The 17,361-nt window shown below is 27.9% G+C and carries 14 protein-coding genes and 1 riboswitch; of the genes, 6 read left to right on the forward strand and 8 right to left on the reverse strand.

The features are described 5' to 3' along the window. Nucleotides 1–138 precede the first annotated feature (138 nt). The gene (locus DR020_RS05650) at nucleotides 139–1,425 is read left to right on the forward strand and encodes an MFS transporter (protein WP_112365462.1); all 1,287 of its coding nucleotides are present in this window, start codon (nucleotides 139–141) and stop codon (nucleotides 1,423–1,425) included. A 46-nt stretch (nucleotides 1,426–1,471) separates the two neighbouring features. Here DR020_RS05650 and DR020_RS05655 read toward each other — a convergent pair whose 3' ends face one another. After that, nucleotides 1,472–2,302, reverse strand: coding sequence for an AraC family transcriptional regulator (locus DR020_RS05655; RefSeq protein ID WP_160110451.1), 831 nt, complete (start codon nucleotides 2,300–2,302; stop codon nucleotides 1,472–1,474). A gap of 343 nt (nucleotides 2,303–2,645) precedes the next feature. Between DR020_RS05655 and DR020_RS05660 the strand changes: the two genes are divergently transcribed. Continuing rightward, nucleotides 2,646–3,800: an iron-containing alcohol dehydrogenase gene (locus DR020_RS05660; RefSeq protein WP_055258844.1), complete on the forward strand. Its 1,155-nt coding sequence runs from the start codon at nucleotides 2,646–2,648 to the stop codon at nucleotides 3,798–3,800. A 67-nt stretch (nucleotides 3,801–3,867) separates the two neighbouring features. On the opposite strand, the gene DR020_RS05665 is transcribed toward DR020_RS05660, so the two are convergent. The 4 genes from DR020_RS05665 to DR020_RS05680 all read right to left on the reverse strand — a co-directional run bounded on the left by DR020_RS05665 (nucleotide 3,868) and on the right by DR020_RS05680 (nucleotide 7,886). Beyond that, entirely contained in the window at nucleotides 3,868–5,118 is a 1,251-nt protein-coding gene (locus DR020_RS05665) for a glutamate-5-semialdehyde dehydrogenase (RefSeq protein ID WP_112365464.1), read from the reverse strand. Nucleotides 5,119–5,121: 3 nt separating this feature from the next. After that, the gene (proB, locus tag DR020_RS05670) at nucleotides 5,122–5,931 is read right to left on the reverse strand and encodes a glutamate 5-kinase (RefSeq protein ID WP_112365465.1); all 810 of its coding nucleotides are present in this window, start codon (nucleotides 5,929–5,931) and stop codon (nucleotides 5,122–5,124) included. Between the two features lie 254 nt (nucleotides 5,932–6,185). Continuing rightward, complete coding sequence (locus tag DR020_RS05675) at nucleotides 6,186–7,058, reverse strand: SDR family oxidoreductase (protein ID WP_112365466.1); 873 nt, start codon at nucleotides 7,056–7,058, stop codon at nucleotides 6,186–6,188. Nucleotides 7,059–7,115: 57 nt separating this feature from the next. Then, on the reverse strand, nucleotides 7,116–7,886 hold the full coding sequence (locus tag DR020_RS05680) for an SDR family NAD(P)-dependent oxidoreductase (RefSeq protein WP_112365467.1): 771 nt from the start codon (nucleotides 7,884–7,886) through the stop codon (nucleotides 7,116–7,118). Between the two features lie 240 nt (nucleotides 7,887–8,126). On the opposite strand from DR020_RS05680, the gene DR020_RS05685 reads away from it, so the two are divergent. Further along, complete coding sequence (locus DR020_RS05685; protein ID WP_112365468.1) at nucleotides 8,127–8,354, forward strand: hypothetical protein; 228 nt, start codon at nucleotides 8,127–8,129, stop codon at nucleotides 8,352–8,354. Nucleotides 8,355–8,512: 158 nt separating this feature from the next. On the opposite strand, the gene hcp (DR020_RS05690) is transcribed toward DR020_RS05685, so the two are convergent. Continuing rightward, nucleotides 8,513–10,150 carry a hydroxylamine reductase gene (gene hcp, locus DR020_RS05690; protein ID WP_112365469.1) on the reverse strand — a complete coding sequence of 546 codons (1,638 nt, stop codon included), beginning with the start codon at nucleotides 10,148–10,150 and terminating at the stop codon, nucleotides 8,513–8,515. A 396-nt stretch (nucleotides 10,151–10,546) separates the two neighbouring features. Here hcp (DR020_RS05690) and DR020_RS05695 point away from each other — a divergent pair, with 396 nt between their 5' ends. The 3 genes from DR020_RS05695 to hcp (DR020_RS05705) all read left to right on the forward strand — a co-directional run bounded on the left by DR020_RS05695 (nucleotide 10,547) and on the right by hcp (DR020_RS05705) (nucleotide 14,801). Next, nucleotides 10,547–11,347 carry a leucine-rich repeat domain-containing protein gene (locus DR020_RS05695; RefSeq protein ID WP_112365470.1) on the forward strand — a complete coding sequence of 267 codons (801 nt, stop codon included), beginning with the start codon at nucleotides 10,547–10,549 and terminating at the stop codon, nucleotides 11,345–11,347. A 198-nt stretch (nucleotides 11,348–11,545) separates the two neighbouring features. Further along, the gene (locus tag DR020_RS05700) at nucleotides 11,546–12,913 is read left to right on the forward strand and encodes a YjiH family protein (protein ID WP_174208898.1); all 1,368 of its coding nucleotides are present in this window, start codon (nucleotides 11,546–11,548) and stop codon (nucleotides 12,911–12,913) included. Nucleotides 12,914–13,157: 244 nt separating this feature from the next. Then, on the forward strand, nucleotides 13,158–14,801 hold the full coding sequence (gene hcp, locus DR020_RS05705; RefSeq protein ID WP_174208899.1) for a hydroxylamine reductase: 1,644 nt from the start codon (nucleotides 13,158–13,160) through the stop codon (nucleotides 14,799–14,801). Between the two features lie 91 nt (nucleotides 14,802–14,892). On the opposite strand, the gene DR020_RS05710 is transcribed toward hcp (DR020_RS05705), so the two are convergent. Both DR020_RS05710 and DR020_RS05715 read right to left on the reverse strand, forming a co-directional pair. Next, nucleotides 14,893–15,768 (reverse strand): homoserine O-acetyltransferase/O-succinyltransferase family protein, encoded by an 876-nt coding sequence (locus DR020_RS05710; RefSeq protein WP_112365471.1) that lies wholly within the window; start codon nucleotides 15,766–15,768, stop codon nucleotides 14,893–14,895. Between the two features lies 1 nt (nucleotide 15,769). Beyond that, a complete protein-coding gene (locus DR020_RS05715) occupies nucleotides 15,770–17,056 on the reverse strand; it encodes an O-acetylhomoserine aminocarboxypropyltransferase/cysteine synthase family protein (protein ID WP_112365472.1) in 1,287 nt (428 codons plus the stop codon). Nucleotides 17,057–17,217: 161 nt separating this feature from the next. Next, nucleotides 17,218–17,328, reverse strand: a riboswitch (SAM riboswitch). Nucleotides 17,329–17,361 lie beyond the last annotated feature (33 nt).

Raw genomic sequence — 17,361 nt, forward strand, 5'->3', positions numbered from 1 at the left:
CAAAAAATATTACATAAACTTCATATTATAAATATTTTTTTATATTTTTATTATCCAAGTTTTATTTATATAAAATTTGTTAAAGTTTAAACAATTTTTTTTAAAATAATATTTTTATTTTCGATTGGAGGAAAATATATGGAAAATCTTAAACTAAAAGGTAACCCTGCTAGAGGTTTAATTGGACCAACTTTAGGTTTTTTCATAGGTTGTACAGTTGTATCTCTTTTTGGACCTACTGCTACCATTTTTAAAGAGATCTTTGTTCATTTAAACCCTATGTTAATTTCTTTACTTGTTGCAGCCCCTTCATTATCAGGTTCTTTACTTAGAATTCCTTTCTCAGCTTGGGTTGATACAACAGGTGGTAAAAAACCATTATTTGTACTCTTAATACTTTACATATTAGGAATGCTTGGATTATACATACTTATAACTTTCTTTAGACATGACCTATCAAACAACTATTTACTTGTGTTAATTTTCTCACTAGTTGCTGGTTGTGGACTTGCGACATTCTCTGTAGGAATATCTCAAACATCATATTGGTTTCCAAAAAGTAAGCAAGGTATTGCTCTTGGAATATATGGTGGTATAGGTAATTTAGGACCTGGAATACTTACTGTAGTAGTTCCATTTTTATTAGCTTCTTTAAGCTTATCTGGTACATATTTAGCTTGGTTAATATTTGTAGTTATTGGAACTATTCTTTATTTTTTAATTGCTGAAAATGCTTGGTATTTCCAACTTCTAAAAAAAGGTTTTAAAAAAGAAGATGCCATTAGTTACGCAGAAAAACATTACAGACAAGAACTATTCCCTAGAGTTAAAGTAACTCAAAGTTTAGCTATCTCAGGTAAATCATGGAAAACATGGGCTCTTACTATGATATATTTCACAACATTTGGTGGATTCTTAGCATTAACTGCATGGTTCCCAGAATATTTTGAAACATTTTTCCATATTGATTTAACAACAGCAGCTATATTTACTGCTATATTTTCAATTTTAGCATCATTAATTAGAGTCTATGGTGGTAAATTGTCAGATAAATTTTCTGGAGAAAAGATATGTTTATTATCATTAATAGTAACACTTATAGGTTCTATAATAATGACATTTGCTTTTTCTCTTCCTTTAGCATTAGTTGGAATAATCATTTTAGCTATCGGAATGGGTATAGCAAATGCTGCTGTATTTAAAATGGTTCCAAATGCAGTTCCAGAAGCAATGGGTGGTGCCTCTGGATGGGTAGGTGGACTTGGTGGACTTGGTGGTTTCTTTGTACCACTTGCACTTACACTATTTATTTCAGGTGGTAACCTTAGCGGATATGCAACTGGATTTGTTATATTTATAATTTTAACTTTAATTTCTTTACTTATGATGTATCTTTTAAGACCAAAGAAGAAATTAAATGCATAAAAAAGGGCTTAGCCCTTTTTTTATTTACTTCTTAATTCTAGCCTTTCTAAATTTCTTTTAAAAAATATTGCTTTGGAGTTATACCATAATACTTTTTAAATAATTTTATAAAATGAGATATATTATCATATCCTAAAGCCATAGAAACCTCTGTAACATTTTTAAACTTTAACATATTCTTAGCTTCATTTAATTTTAATCTTCTTAAATATATATTAGGACTTATACCAACTTCATTCTTAAACTTTGATGAAAAATTAGATACTGACATATTAAGTTTTTGTGCTATATCTGTTATAGTTACTTTCTCAAATATACTATCCCGCATCATTTTTATTGCTCTATTTATTGGATTATTAAAACTAAAATCTAATATAAAATTTATCTCCTTCATATGTAACATATCATAAATTAATTGTTGTGAGTATAAATCTAATAAAAAACTCTTATCTTCACAATCACTAAGAGAAATATCTAAAATTTTTTTTAGACTGCTATTAAATCTAATATCTCTCCTTCTTAATAATAAACCGTTAAATTTATTATAAGAATTAATATCTAAATTCAATTTAATTTTACTTTTAACTTCCTCTATAAGTCTGTCACTTATTTCTATAACCAAAGCTTTAGTTGGCTCTAATACCTCTATTTCTACTTCTGAATGTGGTATAAGCAACATTATTTGATTTTTATCATACTTATATCTTTTTTTCCCTATTTTTATATTTTTTTCTCCTGATAATACAATACATAATCTAATATATTCATATGTTTTATATTTTTCTTTATAGTTTTCTTCAAAATCATAGTAAAAAATTCTTAAAAAATCTGTCTTTAACTCATTGGTCAACTTCAATTCTTTATTAAAAATATTCATAGCTCTATCCCCAATCATTATTTTTTACTAATATAAAAAAATCGACTATTTTAAACAAAAATGCGATAGAAAATATCGCTTATATAAATTATTATTACCTATATAGATATTGTTTGCAAACATTAATTAAATTTTTAACTAAGTTAGTTAATTTACATCAATTTATTGAATATTTATAATCTTATCAATAAATTTCTAACAAGGATAATTAATTAAATTTAAAATAAAACACAATATATAATAAAATGAATATTAATCTTTTAATGACAGGAGGTGGACTGTTACAGTTTATAAGCTTACATAATACATAATAAGTTTTATAAATTTTGTTAACAGAAATAATATGGGATATAAATTTTACATGCCTTTAATGAGTTTACTAGGAGAAAATTGTTTAGAAGACGCTGGTCAAGAAATCAAAAAATTAGGTTTTAAAAAGGCTTTAATCGTTACAGATAAAGTTTTAAGAGAAATAGGAACAGCTACACAAGTTACTAATATTTTAGATTCTGTAAATGTTTCTTATGCGTTTTATGACGAAGTTCAACCAAATCCAACTGTAAAAAATGTTAATGATGGTTTAGCAATATTAAAAGATAATAACTGTGATTTTGTTATATCTTTAGGTGGAGGTTCTTCCCACGATTGTGCTAAAGGTATTGCATTAGTTGCAACTAATGGAGGAAAAATCCAAGATTATGAAGGTGCTGATAAAGCTAAAAAACCTCAATTACCTTTAATAAGCATAAATACAACTGCTGGTACTGGTAGTGAAATGACTTTATTCGCTATAATAACAGATACAGATAGACACGTTAAAATGTCTATAGTTGATAAACACTTAACTCCAATTATAGCAGTTAACGATCCTAAATTAATGGTAGGAATGCCAAAAGGATTAACAGCAGCAACTGGAATGGATGCTTTAACTCACTCAATAGAAGCTTATGTTTCTACAATAGCTAACCCAATAACAGATGCTTGTGCTGAAAAATCTATTAAATTAGTTAGCGATTATTTATTAAGAGCAGTTGAAAACGGAAAAGATTTAGAAGCTAGAGATATGATGGCTTATGCTGAATATTTAGGAGGAATGGCATTTAATAATGCATCTCTTGGATATGTTCATGCAATGGCTCACCAATTAGGTGGATTCTATAACTTACCTCACGGAGTATGTAACGCGGTATTACTTCCACATGTTCAATCATACAATGCTAAAAACCCAATGGCTGCTAAAAAGCTTGCTAAAGCTGCTGTATTAATGGGTGGAAATGTTGAAGGATTAACAACTGAAGATGCTGCTAACCTTTGCGTTGAACTTATAAAGAAATTATCTAAAGCTGTTGGAATTCCATCAGGATTAAAAGAAATAGGTGTTAAAGAAGAAGATTTTGACACTCTAGCTACTAACGCTTTAAAAGATGTATGTTCTCTTACAAATCCAGTACAAGGAAGTAAGGAAGACGTTATAGGAATATTTGCTTCTGCAATGTAATTTTAAAATGAATTTAATTTTCTTATAAATAAAAAGGCACTCTGATTTTATCAGAGTGCTTCTTTATTTACCTTATTTGACCATTTCCATAGATTATATATTTATTAGTTGTAAGTTCCTTAAGTCCCATAGGCCCTCTTGCATGAAGCTTTTGTGTGCTTATTCCAATCTCAGCTCCAAAACCAAATTCTCCACCATCTGTAAATCTAGTTGAAGCATTAACATAAACTGCTGCTGCATCTACTCTTTGTAAGAATTTTTCTGAATTAAAATAATTGGTTGTAACTATAGCCTCAGAATGTTTTGTTCCATATTTATTTATATGCTCTATTGCTTCATCTATATCATTAACAACTTTAACAGATAAAATATAGTCTAAAAATTCTGTTGCATAATCTTCATTTGTTGCTTCTTTAATATCACTATCTTTTAAAATTTCCCTTGTTACTTCACAGCCCCTTATTTCAACACCTTTTTCCTTTAATTCTTTTATAGCAATAGGTAAAAATTTTTCCGCTATATTTTTATGAACTAAAAGACTTTCTGCGGCATTACATACAGATGGTCTTGATGTTTTTGCATTTACAATTATCTCTTTTCCCATATTTATATCGCACTGTTCATCTATATAAATATGACAGTTACCAGTCCCTGTTTCTATAACTGGAACTGTTGCATTTTCAACAACACTTTTAATTAATCCTGCTCCACCTCTTGGAATTAAAACATCTAAATATTTATTAAGTTTCATAAATTCCTTAGCTATTTCTCTTGATGTATCTTCTAAAATATTTATCGCACCTTCTTCAAAGCTACATTCCTTTAGAGCCTCATTCATTATTTCAACTATTTTAAGATTTGAATTTATCGCTTCCTTTCCACCTCTTAAAATAACTGCATTACCTGATTTTAAACAAAGTGCTGCTGCATCTACAGTTACATTTGGTCTTGCCTCATATATAATTCCTATAACCCCAATAGGTACTCTTTGAACACCTATTTTCAAGCCATTTGGTCTTTTAAACATTGATGTTACTTCACCTATTGGATCATTTAAAGAAACTATATTTAAAACACCTTGTGCAATATCTTCTATTCTACTCTTATCTAAACTTAATCTATCTAACATAGCTTTAGATGTACCTTTTTCCATAGCATTATAAATATCTAAGCTATTTGCCTTTATAATCTCTTCGCTTCTTTCAACTAATTTTTTACTTATGTTCCTAAGTGCATTATTTTTTTCTTCACTTGATAAATTTGATAAAAAATAAGACGCTTTTTTAGCCCTTTTCCCTTTTAACTCTAATTCATTCATAAACTAAACCTCCTTTTTTCCAACAAAAACAGTACCTATTTCTTTTCCTTCAATTATATCTAATAATATTTCAGGTTTTTCTCCATTTGCTAAAACCATGTTAGTTCCACCACTTGTTGCAATTTTAGCTGCTGAAATCTTAGTTTTCATTCCACCTGTACCTCTATTAGTTCCAGCACCACCTGCAAAATCCTCTATATCTTTTGTTATTTCATGAATTTCTTTTATCATTTTACTATCAGAATTATTTCTTGGGTCTTTATCATAGAATCCATCAATATCAGATAGTATTATTAAAGTATCTGCATTAACAAGTTTTGCAACTATGGCTGATAATGTATCATTATCACCAAAGTTCTTTACATTTTCCATTTCATAACTAGATATCGCATCATTTTCATTAACAATAGGTACAATACCTTGTTTAATCAATGTTTCAAAAGTTGCACAAACATTTTCCTTCATTTCATTATTATCTAAAACAATTCCAGTTAATAATATTTGTGCAACTACATGACCATACTCTGCAAAGAATTTACTATATATATGCATAAGCTCACATTGTCCAACTGCTGCCGCTGCTTGTTTTTCTTTTATAGTTTCAGGTTTTTTATCAAGTCTAAGTTTTCCACAACCAATCCCAACAGCACCTGAAGAAACTAATACTACTTCCTTTCCCATATTACACAAATCAGAAATTACCATGGATAATTTTTCTATTCTATTAAAGTTTATAGCTCCATTATCATATGTTAATGTTGATGTTCCAACCTTTATAACTATTCTTTTTCCATCTTTAATTTTTTGTCTCACTTTAAATCAAACCTTCCTCTATGTATCTATAATTTTAGAACAATTACTAAAATTTTAATCCTTATATTTAAATTCTTTTAATAAAGTTATGTTAAACCATTTACTAAACTACAAAATAAAATTTAAATTATCTTTTCTTTTATAAATATCTAATATATAAATAATATCATAAAAAGTAGGACTATTTTATATAAAATACAAAAAATTAAGGTATTGTTAAAATAAGCAGTAACAATACCTTAAAAATAATTATTTTATGTCTCTACCATGTCTCCACCATTTACATGAATAACTTCTCCTGTTATATAAGAAGCTCCTTGAGATGCTAAAAACACATATGCCTGTGCAAGTTCAACTGGTTGACCAGCTCTACCCATAATATTAGTTGAACCAAATTTTGATACCTTTTGCTCATCAAAAGAAGCTGGTATAAGAGGTGTCCATATAGGCCCTGGTGCAACAGCATTAACTCTTATTCCTTTACTTGCTAATCCTTTAGCTAAAGACCTAGTAAATGCAACAAGTCCGCCTTTTGTTACAGAATAATCTATAAGTTGCTCATGTCCCTTATATGCTACTATTGATACAGTATTTATAATTGAGGAACCCTTCTTTAAATGAGGAAGAGCAGCTTTTGTTAAATAAAATGGTCCAAATATATTGGTTTTAAAAGTTCTTTCCCATTGCTCTTTCGTTAATTCCTCTAAACTATTTACAGTATGCTGCTCAGCCGCATTATTTATAAGTATATCTATACTTTTATACTTATTCATAACTTGATTTATACAGTCATTACAAAAATCTTCACAACCAATATCTCCACTTATTAAAAGACAATCTGCCTCTTCTTTATCAACTAACTCTTTAGTTTTATTAGCATCTTCATGCTCATCTTTATACACTATACAAACCTTCGCACCTTCTCTAGCAAAAGCTAGAGAAATTGCTCTTCCAATCCCACTATCTCCACCAGTTATTACTGCAACCTTTCCTTTTAACCTTTTGCCATCATTATGATATTCTGGCGCATCATAAATAGGCATTGGATTCATTTGACTTTCACTACCTGGTTGCTTATTTTGATGTTGCTTTGGAAAACTCTTTGGAAAATTTTCATCTATGCTCATAAAACACCTCCAAAATATATTAAAATACAAATATATCTTTAGAATTTAAGACCTTTATTATGCTTTATTCATCATAGCTTTTTTTTGAATATTTTTTACTATCTTAGCACTTATTGATGAAGGTGCTATTTTGCACCCCAATACTAAAAATTTATTTAAATTACCAGGGATACATATAGCTTTATTTTTCATTAGAGCTTTATACCCCTGTTTAGCAACTTTTTCTGCACTCATAGCAACATTTAAATCACCTTTTCCTGCCCGTCTTGAAAAATTTGTTTTAGTAGCCCCAGGACAAAGTGTTGTAACAGTTATTCCAAAATCTCTAAGTTCTTGTCTTAATGCTTGAGAAAAAGATAAAACATATGCTTTACTTGCATAATAAACATTTATTAAGGGTCCTGGTTCATACGAACCTGTTGATGCTACATTCAAAACTTTACCTTTTCCTCTTTTTTTCATTCTATCTGTAATTACCTTAGTTAAAAAAGTTAAAGCCATTATATTAGTATTAATAATTGTTTCATTTTTCTCCCATGAGATATCATTAAAATAGCCATTAAAACCAATCCCTGCATTATTAATTAAAATATCTATATCTATATTATTTTTATCCACAAATTCTAAAAAATTTTTCACATTTTCACTTTTTGATAAATCACAAGAATAAGTTATAACTCTTTTCTCCCCCATACATGATTTCATCTCTTGTAAAACACTCTCATTCCTACCAATCAAAATTAAATTATAGCCTTTTTCGTAAAATATTTTAGAAAACTCATATCCAATACCACTAGTAGCCCCTGTAATTAAAACTATCTCTCTCATAAAAATTATATATCATTACTTAGAGTCTTTTTATAAATTAAATACACAATCTATCTATTTTAGTTGTGTGTTAAAATCCACATTAATTCTAAGCAACTACTTTAGTCCTTTCTTAAAATTAATCATAATATTTAAAAAGTATCATAAATCATAAATATTTTCCATAAAATTATAATAAACTTTTTTACTTAATAAAAAGGATATTTATTTTAAAATATAATTTCTAAGTAGGTAATAATTATGACTATTTTTGATTTAACTGATTTAGAACTTAGTTTTTTAGCCACCGCAACTGCTTATTCAGTATCAAATACGCTTACTAAAAATGAACTTCTAACTTTAATAGCTTTTATTTCCACACTAAATAGTAATTTAAGTCTTATTTTAGCTAAAGATGTTAGATTCAATTCCACTACTAGTTCTAGTGCTGAAGCAGATGCTACAACTAGTTCTGATACATCAAGATAATAACATTTTTATTTATATTTACAAAAAGGTGCAGCCTAGAAATAGACTGCACCTTTAAAGCTATTGTAATACATTTTGTTTAACTTGATTTATTTATCTTTAGTAAATTTTTAATTGCTTATACATTTTTTATATCATTTATATATATCTTAAAACTATTAGCCTAAGAACATTTTTAAATCATCATCTACGTTAGTAATTCCACCTATTCCAAAGTTGTCTACTAATACTTTAACAACATTTGGTGAAAGGAAAGCTGGAAGTGTTGGTCCTAAGTGAATATTTTTAACTCCTAAGTGTAATAATGATAGTAATACTATTACAGCTTTTTGTTCATACCATGCTATATTGTAGTGAAGTGGTAGATCGTTTATGCTATCTAATCCAAATGCTTCTGCTAATTTTAAAGCTATTACAACTAATGAATATGAATCATTACATTGTCCAGCATCTAAAACTCTTGGAATTCCGTTTATATCACCTAAGTTTAATTTATTATATTTATATTTAGCACATCCTGCTGTTAATATAACTGCATCTTTTGGTAATTTTTCAGCAAATTCAGTATAGTAGTTTCTTGATTTAGCTCTACCATCACATCCTGCCATAACAAAGAAGTTTTTAATTGCTCCTGTTTTAACAGCTTCAACAACTTTATCAGCTAAAGCTATAACTTGGTTATGAGCAAATCCTCCAACTATTTCTCCTCTTTCTATTTCAGTAGGAGCAGCACATCTTTTTGCATGTTCTATTATTTCTGAGAAATCTTTTTCTCCTTTTTCATTTTTATCTATATGTTTTAATCCTTCAAATCCTACAACACCAGTTGTGTAAACTCTGTCTTTGTAGCTATCTTTAGGTGGTACTAAGCAGTTTGTAGTCATAAGTATTGGACCATTAAAGCTTTCAAATTCAGTAGTTTGTTTCCACCAAGCATTTCCATAGTTACCTACAAAGTGACTATATTTCTTAAATGCTGGATAGTAGTTAGCGGCAAGCATTTCACTATGAGTATAAACGTCAACTCCAGTTCCTTCAGTTTGTTCTAATAATTGTTCCATGTCTCTTAAATCATGTCCACTTATTAATATAGCTGGGTTATTTCTAACACCTATATTTACTTTAGTTATTTCTGGATTTCCGTAACTTTCAGTATTAGCTTTGTCAAGAAGAGCCATACCCTTAACTCCATATTCACCCATTGATAGAGTTAAAGCAACTAATTCATCTACTGATAAATCTTCTAAAGTTTTAGCTAATGCTTTATGCATAAATCCATGAATTTCATCATCATCATAATTTAATGCTTTTGCATGTTTTAAATAAGCACAAAGTCCTTTTGCACCATAAGTTATAAGTTCTCTTAAACTTCTTACATCCTCATTTTCTGTTGCTAAAACTCCAACAGTACCAGCTTTAGCATTTAAAGCTTCTTCTGTTTCACCTGTCCACATTGCAGCTTCTGGTAAATTAGCTAAATCTGCACCTGCATTTTTAGCTTTAACTTTTAAAGCTTCTCTTAAAGCTAGTCCTTCTTTTGCTCTTGAAACAAATACATTTTTATCAAAGTTAGCGTTAGTTATAGTAGCAAATAATGATTCAACTACAAAGTTGTCAACATTCTTATCTATAACCCCAACTTCTCTAGCTTTTGTGCTAACTGCAGATATTCCTCTTACTATGTATACTAATAAATCTTGTAATTTAGCTAAATCTTCAGTTTTTCCACAAACTCCTTTTACTGTACATCCCTTACATCCTGCTGTTTCTTGACATTGATAACAAAACATACTCATAATTTTTACACTCCCTCTTTTATCTTAATTTATATTAATTCTTTATTATTTTTATCTTTTGTTTTTTTAATTTCGTCTTTTGTTTTTATACATTGTATGTATTTTAATTTCTAATCTCTTTTGTCTTTGCTGTCGACAGTTATTATTATAGTTTATTAAAAAAATAATATCTGTAACTCATGTTACAGATATTATTTTTTAATTTATTTATAATTAGTTTCGCTTTCCTATTTTTCTATATATTTCTTTTATGAAGTATATAATTATAAATTTAGAAAAAAACATTTTTACTTATACATATTTACATATATTTTTAAAAATTAATTTATTAATTGCGTTTAATAAATATGAATACATAGAATATCGATTCATATCAATACGTACAGGAGGATTAAAATGAATAGACAAAAAATTTATGGATTAATTATAAGCTCTGCTTTACTAATAGGAGCAATTGGTTTACCAACAACTGTAACCTACGCTCAAACATTACCAAATCACAATATTAATAGTACTATCACAACAAATTCAAACTCAATAAAGACTGAAAACTTAACAATAAACTTTGGAAATATGTTTAATTGGAATGCGTATTTAACTAATGTTAATATAAATGTTATTGTTAATGGAAAAACATATACTGAAAATTATGATTATAGTGGTTCTTTAACTATAAATAATGTTTTAGGAAATAATACTATTAAAATAGAGATACCTTACTATAATACAATAACACTTAATACAAATAGCAATAATATAACTGTAAATCCTGTTGAAACACCTATGACTTTTGATGGGAATAAAGCTTTAGCTAATGCCGTTGCAAACGCTATTCAAGCAAGTCCTAATGAATTAACATATTATAATTTAGCTTCATATTGCTATGGTGTCGAAAATAATTACGGTGTTGCCCCTCTTGATATTAATTTATCTGGACAACATTTAACTACCTTAAATGGAATACAACAATTAAAAGGATTTGATATAAATTCATTAAATTTATCATATAATAACTTAACTGATATAAGTGCTCTAGACGGCTTAACTATAAACAACTTAGATTTAAGCCATAATAATATAACAAATATTGATTCACTTGCTAACGTATCTAATCTTCAATCATTAAATATTAGTGCAAATAATGTCACTTCAACTAAAATATTATCTAATATTAATGGATTAAAAATTACTAAATAATCATAAAAAACTTCTCTTATATTAAATTTAATAAAAAGAAGTTTTTTACTTTTATTATTAATTTGTATATTTATACATAAATATTATTTTTTTTAAATTAATTCCTTTGAAACTATTGATTTTTTATATATTTATTTGTATAATTTACAAGTATTACTTAAATTTACTTTATATTTATACATGTAAGGGGGAAATTCTATGTTGATTAAGGAGTTGACTAACAAACAAAAAAATAATAATAGTAATCTATTAAAATTTATAATCCCTTCTCTTATAGGAGTTACATTATTTATGGTTCCCATTTACTATAATGGTGAACTTTCAATTCCAATTGCAGTTTGTTCAAATATTGTACAAGGCTTATTAGGTGATATATTGCCCCTTGTCCTTACAATTTTGATTTGTTTAGTTGGTGTAATTACTGCAATTTACAAAATAACAAAACCTAAATTTATGATTAATAATAAAGTATGTAAAACACTTTTTGATATAAAACCTATATGGTTAATTGGAAGAATATTAGGCGCTTTATTTATTTTAATGTCTTATTTAAATATAGGATCAGGCTTTATATCTTCTGAAGATACAGGTGCATTTATACTTACAGGACTTTTACCTACATTGTTTGTGGTATTTTTCTTTGCAGGATTATTCCTACCACTATTATTAAACTTTGGTCTTTTAGAGTTCTGTGGTTCTATGCTTACTAAAATAATGAGACCATTATTTAAGCTTCCTGGAAGATCTTCAGTAGATTGTATAACATCTTGGCTTGGAGATGGAACAATTGGAGTATTGCTAACTTCAAAACAATATGAAGAAGGATTCTATTCCCAAAGAGAAGCTTGTGTAATTAGTACAACTTTCTCTGTTGTGTCAATTACATTTAGTTTTGTTATAATATCTCAAGTTGGTCTTAGCCATATGTTCATACCATTTTATTTAACTGTTATGATTTCTGGAATTATCGCTGCTATAGTTTTACCTAGGACTTGGCCACTTAAATATATTCCTAATAAATATCATAATGGAGTACAACCTAAAAGCACAGAAAAAATTCCAAATGGCTATACCCCATTTACCTTTGGTCTTGATTTAGCTATAAAAAAAGCATCCACTCAAAAGGGCATTAAAGCTTTTTTTAAAGAAGGATTTCTAAATGTTTTAGATATGTGGATTGGTGTTTTACCAATAGTTATGGCTATGGGAACTATCGCATTAGGACTTGCAGAATATACACCAATATTCCAATGGCTTGGAGCACCGTTTATTCCACTACTTAAACTTTTAGGAATACCAGAAGCTCAGGCGGCTTCGCAAACAGTTATAGTTGGCTTTGCTGATATGTTTTTACCATCAGTTATGGCTACAAAAATATCATCAGATATGACAAGATTTATAATAGCTTGCGTTTCAGTGACACAACTTATATACCTTTCAGAAGTTGGAAGTGTAATTTTAGGTTCTAAAATACCTTTGAAACTTAAAGATTTGTTTATAATATTTTTAATGAGAACATTGATAACATTGCCTATAATAACTCTTATTGCTCATATATTATTTTAAAAATAATTTACTAGAATAACGTTAATTAAATAAAATATTGCAATAAAAAACTCCTAAAACCTTCATATTAGGAGTTTTTTTGTTTAAAAAAATTATATAATATTCACATATTATCTCAAATTGAAAATGTTATCTAAAATGTAGTTGCAATTATATTTATTTAATTATATTATATAAACATAGCATTTTTAGAAATAAAATGCCATATTTTAATCAAATACTCATAAATGAGGAGGTTTTTACTTTGGAAAATTCAATGTTTTGTTATCAATGTGAACAAACTGCAGGTGGAAAAGGCTGTACTAAAGTCGGAGTTTGTGGAAAAACTGCTGAAATAGCAAATTTACAAGATTTATTAATATATCAATTAAAAGGTATAGCTTGCTATGGAAAAAATATATTAGATCAAGGAAAAAAGGTTGATGAATCTGTTTCTAAATTCATAGAAGATTGCCTTTTTACAACATTAACTAATGTTAATTTTGATAGCGCTGTCCATATAGAATTGCTTAAAGAATCTCAAAAAATAAAAGAAAATTTAAGAAAACAAGCAAATTGTGAAATACATAGAGATGCTGCTTTATATAACTTAAGCAATGATAAGGAATCTATGTTAAAAGACTCTGTAAAAGCTGGAATAATGTATGATGATAAATTAAATGAAGATATTCGTTCTTTAAGAAGCACAATATTATATGGATTAAAAGGAATTAGTGCTTACGGGCATCAAGCTAGATATATAAAATACAGAAGTGAATCAGTTGATGAATTTTATATAACAGCATTAGAAGCTTTAACTGATGATAGCTTAACACTTCAAGATTTAATAGACTTATCTATGAAAGCTGGTACTGCTAGTGTTGAAATAATGAAAGTTTTAGATGAAGCAAATACAACTACATATAAAAATCCTTCACCTCAACAAGTAAATGTAAATAGAAGGAAAGGACCTTTCATAGTAATATCAGGTCATGACTTAAGAGACTTAGAACAATTATTACAACAAACAGAAGGCAAAGGAGTAAACATATACACTCATGGTGAAATGCTTCCTGCACATGGATATCCAAGCCTTAAAAAGTATAGTCATTTAGTAGGTAACTTTGGTACTGCTTGGCAAAATCAACAAAAGGAATTTGACGGAATTCCAGGATGTATTCTTATGACTACTAACTGTCTTATGAAACCAAAAGATAGTTATAAAGATAGAATTTTTACAACTAATGTAGTTGGTTGGGAAGGACTAAAATACGTACCAGTAAAAGAAGATGGAACAAAAGACTTCTCAGAAATTATAAATAAAGCATTAGAACTTGGTGGATTTACAGAAGATGAAGAAGTAAAAGAAATAACTGTAGGATTCGGTCATAATGCAGTACTATCTCATGCTAATGAAATAATAGAAGCAGTAAAAGGTGGTAAACTAAGACATATTTACGTAATGGGTGGCTGTGATGGAATAAAACCAGCAAGAAAATACTATACAGAATTCGCTCAAAACGTACCAAAAGACTGTATAATTCTTACTCTAGCTTGTGGAAAATATAGATTTAATAAATTAGACTTTGGTACATTAGAAGGTCTTCCAAGATTATTAGATGTTGGACAATGTAATGACGTTTACTCAGCTGTAAAAATAGCTTTATCTCTAGCTGATGCATTTAATACTGATGTAAATTCACTTCCATTATCAATAATCTTATCATGGTATGAACAAAAAGCAGTAGCTGATCTTTTAGCTCTTCTTTCACTAGGAGTTAAAGGAATCCATATAGGACCATCACTTCCTGCATTTATATCATCTAATGTGTTACAATATCTAGTTGATAACTTTGATATAAAACCAATAAGTACACCTGAAAAAGATTTAGAAGAAACATTAAACTAACAAAAATTAAAACCATATATAGTATAAAAATATAAATATATATGTTTTTTTAACTCTATGTTAAAAAATTTAACATAGAGTTTTTTAAATTTTATTTACCATTGTCTTTACTTATAATTTTAATCCAATTACTATAAATTTTAATAGCATCTTCTCGCCAACTAAAATCTATATCACTTTCTATGGAGTTGTTTTTAAAATAATACTTTGGAATATTAATTTTTAATCCTTTATTCAAATCTCTTAAATACTCTTTCTTTAACGTATCTTTATCATACTCTAAATGTCCTAAAATATAATAATCATTAAAGTTTCCCTTTAAAATATGTTCTTCATTTTCCTCTGTTATAGCCAAAAGTTCTAAACTATTGCTATTTTCTATATCTTGTCTATTCAAAGATGTGTACCTTGAATGAGGTGATTTAAAAGAATTATAAACATCTTTTAAAATATCATCTCTCTTTATAATCTTGTGTCTAAATACTCCAAATATTTTACTTTCCTTTAACTCTTTTCTTACGCCATAGAAATGATTCAAAGCAACTTGTGCCCCCCAACATATATAAAGCGAGTATTTTTTATTCTTTCTTATATAATCTAATATAGCATTTAATTCATCTATATAAGAAACATCTCTAAATTCTATTTTCTCTAATGGGGCTCCCGTTATTATAATCCCATCAAGCTTTTGTTTAATCTCATCGAAATCCTCATAATTTAATTGCATATATCTATAATTTTCATGTTCTGACTTATAAGTATTTATTTTTATAAAATGAATATTCAAATCCTCATCACAGTTATTTAAAAGTTTTACTATTTGAGCTTCTGTTTCACTTTTTTTAGGCATTAAATTAACTATTCCAATATGCTTTGCCCCATGTTTACATCCATTAAAATTTATACTTATATTTTCATCTTTTAATATCTCTATTGCTTGAAATTTTTTTGAAATATAAATGGTCATTTTAATATCCTACCTTATTTAAGGCTTGCTCAAAATCACATATTATATCATCTATATTTTCAATTCCTACCGAAACCCTAACTAAATCTTCTGATACACCTGAAATTTTAAGTTCTTCCTTTGATAATTGCCTATGTGTTGTACTAGCTGGATGTATTAAAGTTGTTCTAACATCTCCTAAATGAACAACCAAAGGAATTAATTTTAAACTACCTATAAGTTTTCTAGCAGATTTTACTCCTCCTTTTACACCAAATGTTAATATACCAGATGCTCCTTTTGGTAAATACTCTTTAGCTATCTTATAATCTTTATTACATTCTAAAAGAGGGTAATTAACCCATTCTACATTCTTATGAGTTTGTAAAAATTTAGCTAAGGCTAGAGCATTTTTACTATGTCTATCCATTCTTAAATGCAATGTTTCTAATCCTAGGTTAGTTAAAAAGGCATTATTAGGACTAATTGCATTCCCTAAATCTCTAAGAAGCGTTACCCTAAGCTTAACTATATACGCTGAATTTTTAAAAGTTTCCACATATTTTAACCCATGATAACTTGGATCTGGTTCTGTAAGCTCATTAAATTTTCCATTTTCCCAATCAAAATTACCTCCATCAATAATCACACCACCTAACGCTACCGAATGACCATCTATATATTTACTTGTAGAATGAACAACAATATTAGCTCCATATTTAAATGGATTAAACAGATACGGCGTTGCTGTTGTATTATCTATAATTAAAGGAATATTAGATATCTTTGCAACCTTTGAAAATTTTTCAAAATCAAATATATTAAGGCTAGGATTTCCTATGGTTTCACCAAATATAAGCTTAGTATTATCTTGAATTTTACTTAAAATTTCATCTTCACTATCATAAGGATCAACAAATGTTGTTTCTATTCCAAAATTCCTTAATGTTACATTAAATAGATTAAAAGTTCCACCATAAACACTAGAAACTGAAACTACATGATCACCACTTTTACAAATATTCAAAACGGCTAATAGCACTGCTGACTGACCTGATGATACACAAACTGCACCAACTCCATCTTCAAGAGCTGTTAATTTTTCTTCTAGTGCAGCCACGGTTGGATTGCTTATTCTAGAATATATATGCCCATTTTCTTTTAAATCAAAAAGATTAGCCACCTGCTCTGCACTATCAAATCTATAAGATGTGCTTTGAACTATTGGTAACGTAACTGAATTTAACGTTTCACCATTATATCCACCTTTTATACATAATGTTTCTTTTTGCAAATTTTCTTTATTCATTATTAATTCCCCCTTAATACTACATTTTTTAGCAATAATCAATAATAATTAACTTATACATGATAAATAAAATTTTATTTTTCTATAAAATAAAAAACTATTTCTATATCTAAAAAGATAAAGAAATAGTTTAGTTACTAAATTAATGTACTCATAAACTACTTTTATCTCTCAAAAAAATAAATTCTTGCAGGATTTAGCACAATTCCAATATGATTATTGGCTGTTGCTAGGCTTCATAGGGCCAGTCCCTCCACCATTCTTGATAAAAGATTTTTTATTTATTTTTTAATTATATTTTTATA

The organism is Sarcina ventriculi (genome assembly GCF_900456775.1).
Classification (GTDB): domain Bacteria; phylum Bacillota; class Clostridia; order Clostridiales; family Clostridiaceae; genus Sarcina; species Sarcina ventriculi.